Origin of the sequence: Alkalibacterium thalassium, assembly GCF_900101165.1 — a bacterium.
GTDB lineage: Bacteria > Bacillota > Bacilli > Lactobacillales > Carnobacteriaceae_A > Alkalibacterium > Alkalibacterium indicireducens.
Map to the genome: position 1 here is coordinate 1 of NZ_FNFK01000105.1, position 2,523 is coordinate 2,523.

Here is a 2,523-nt window from a genome sequence, read left to right on the forward strand (position 1 = left end):
CACGCCATGAGTACAGAAGAGATCGTGGAATGTATTCCGACCTATCCTTCTTGGGGTGTGAAAAAGAACAGTCAAGGAAAAAATACCTTTTGGTTTGGCTATAAAGTGTCCTTAGCCGTTTCCACTCGGACCCAATACATCTTAGATATGACAGTGGCGTCCGCCTTTACGGCGGATGTCAGTTTAGCGATCCCAACGATTCGAAAAGTAGGGAAAAATAAAATCCGAACCGATACCCCCTCTTATTTGACCTTGGATAAAGGGTACGATGCCAAAGACATTTATACGGAAGCTCACAACTCTGGTCAAGAGCCGATCACCGCCTTAAAAAGACAAGCGAAACATAATGGGGAAGTTGATGACCATTATGCCCCTACCTGTTTTCGTGAACACAGCTATAATAAACGTTATGGTGCCCTCAAGTATGTTCGACCAGAAGCCCATTGCCGGGAGTGCCCCTAAAAAATGCGAGGCTGTGTCAAAAAGTCTATAAGGTAAAACAAATGGATGATGCCAGAAAGTACAATCATCCCGCAAGAGGCACACAAGCTTGGCAGCGTATCTACAATGAGCGAAGCAGTGTCGTGCGTGTCAACGCTTACTTAAAAGATGCCTATCAACTCAATGCTACACGCTTTTATAAAGCCGATCATGCCAATGCTTTTTATCGTTTGATTCAACTGGCATACAATGCACGAACCTATGCAAACCAACGGTTAGCTGAGAGAAAGAACAGAAAAGAAATAGCCGTGTAATTTTTAAAAAATAGTCATTTTGAAATTAGACGAGTGTTTCCTTTTTTAAAAAGTTAGTTATGAAATTGGTTCAAATAGACAAATAGATTGCAGTACATTCTCTTCAAAAAAAATTACTTCAATTTCTTTAGATGCGTCATACTTATTTAGTTCCACAACTTATGATAATCTTCTTTTCTATTATTTCCTTCAATATGCTCGATAGTGACGTTGATACATGATTCTTTAACTTGATTTCTCATTTTATTCGACCATAATATCAGTGCACTGAATGATCAGCTCAGCCATTTCTTCTCCTGCCAAAAGCGCATGAACTTCATAACCATTATCTAACCGATATAGCTCTTCATAAAGCCAAATACTTTCTTTGATCTGACCTTCCTGTTTAATGATTTCAGCTTCTCTTAAAGTCACTTTATTAAAATTGGTAAAGCCTCCTTCTGTATTCAAGTGGATGACAAGATCTTTTTTTCCCACTTTTAAATCTGTTACTTCGCAATCATGAAAGCTGAATCGTTCTTCTATTATCTGAGGAATATTCTCTTCCTGCTGTACTTTATCATACTCATTTAAAATGTTATTCATCATTTTTTCATTATCTGAACTTAAAGCTTTTAACTGATTTTTGACTGCTTTGCTGCAATAACCTAGGGAGAAAACTCGGACATCAACAATTTGCTGGTACAGTTCATGTGGTAGTTTATCCATTGTCTCCTTTATACGCGTTTCATGAATGTTTGCAAATGTTTTTTTGCAATCATATTTATCAAACGGCGGACGACTATCATATTCCTCTATAAGTTTTTGTATATGGTCTTTTTCTTCGGGCGACATAGAATAGACCAGCTGATCCTCTTCACTTATAATCTCTTCATTTATAAACATATCTAGAGGGACCATAGCAGTTTCGTCTTCTTCTAACATAAAACGAGGGTCAGTGTCATATATTTCCTGCTGCATATCTACAAATTCTTTCTCTTTTCTTTTATAAAGTCTTTGATAGAGCCCTTCGTTAAAAACGCCAGCCCCTTTATGTACTCTCACATCCAAATGAAAATCTGTCATCTGAGATAATTCATACCATTCTTTTGTTAAATATCGCATACATATATGTCCTTTCAGTTTGATTAAACTTGCCTTTATAATCCAAGTCTGGCCCCTACTTCTGCATACTCTATATCTTTTCTTCCTACATTCCAATTATCGCCTGTTTGTCCGTCCCATATTGCTCCTGTTTCAACGAAATCGACAGACGCAAACAGCTTCCGGACGGCTTCGTTCACCAGCCAATAGGATGTAGCCACTGCATCAGCTTGTCCTTGTGGAAACGTCTCTATGTATTCAATAACTTTCATCATTGCTTGTTTGCCAAACCCTTTGCCTTGATGCTTTTTATCAATCATAAAGCGATTAATTCCATAAGTATATTTATCTCCATATTTTTTACTTAAAAATGAATCTTCGGACAGTTCGTAAAATCCAATATCGACATATCCTATGACTTCATCATTGTTGCATATAGCGAAAATCATAGGCGGTTTTTCATCGTTAAGTATCTTTACGTAGGCTTTAGCCAAACAATATATGCTGGAATCCACATTTCCCTTCTGCTCATCTGTCATGCTTAACTCCATTACTGCATCAAAATTATCGTGGGTAATCTTTCTTAATTGAACCATTTTTTTCCAACTTTCATCAATATAAATACTCCTGAATTATTCATACCTCTAAATGTGGATAACTATTTCTATTAAACTCACTGCTTTTT

General features: G+C 37.0%; 4 protein-coding genes. 2 read left to right on the forward strand and 2 right to left on the reverse strand.

The window, feature by feature from the left end:
* Together BLR76_RS11405 and BLR76_RS11410 are read left to right on the forward strand one after the other, a co-directional pair.
* Window positions 1-462, forward strand: a 462-nt coding sequence (locus BLR76_RS11405; RefSeq protein ID WP_143009260.1) for a transposase, incomplete at its 5' end; no start/stop codon positions are given.
* Window positions 463-503: 41 nt separating this feature from the next.
* Complete coding sequence (locus BLR76_RS11410) at window positions 504-755, forward strand: hypothetical protein (protein ID WP_091269026.1); 252 nt, start codon at window positions 504-506, stop codon at window positions 753-755.
* A gap of 243 nt (window positions 756-998) precedes the next feature.
* On the opposite strand, the gene BLR76_RS11415 is transcribed toward BLR76_RS11410, so the two are convergent.
* On the reverse strand, window positions 999-1,859 hold the full coding sequence (locus BLR76_RS11415; RefSeq protein ID WP_091269028.1) for a DUF4085 family protein: 861 nt from the start codon (window positions 1,857-1,859) through the stop codon (window positions 999-1,001).
* A gap of 35 nt (window positions 1,860-1,894) precedes the next feature.
* Window positions 1,895-2,434: a GNAT family N-acetyltransferase gene (locus tag BLR76_RS11420; protein WP_091269030.1), complete on the reverse strand. Its 540-nt coding sequence runs from the start codon at window positions 2,432-2,434 to the stop codon at window positions 1,895-1,897.
* Between the last annotated feature and the right edge of the window lie 89 nt (window positions 2,435-2,523).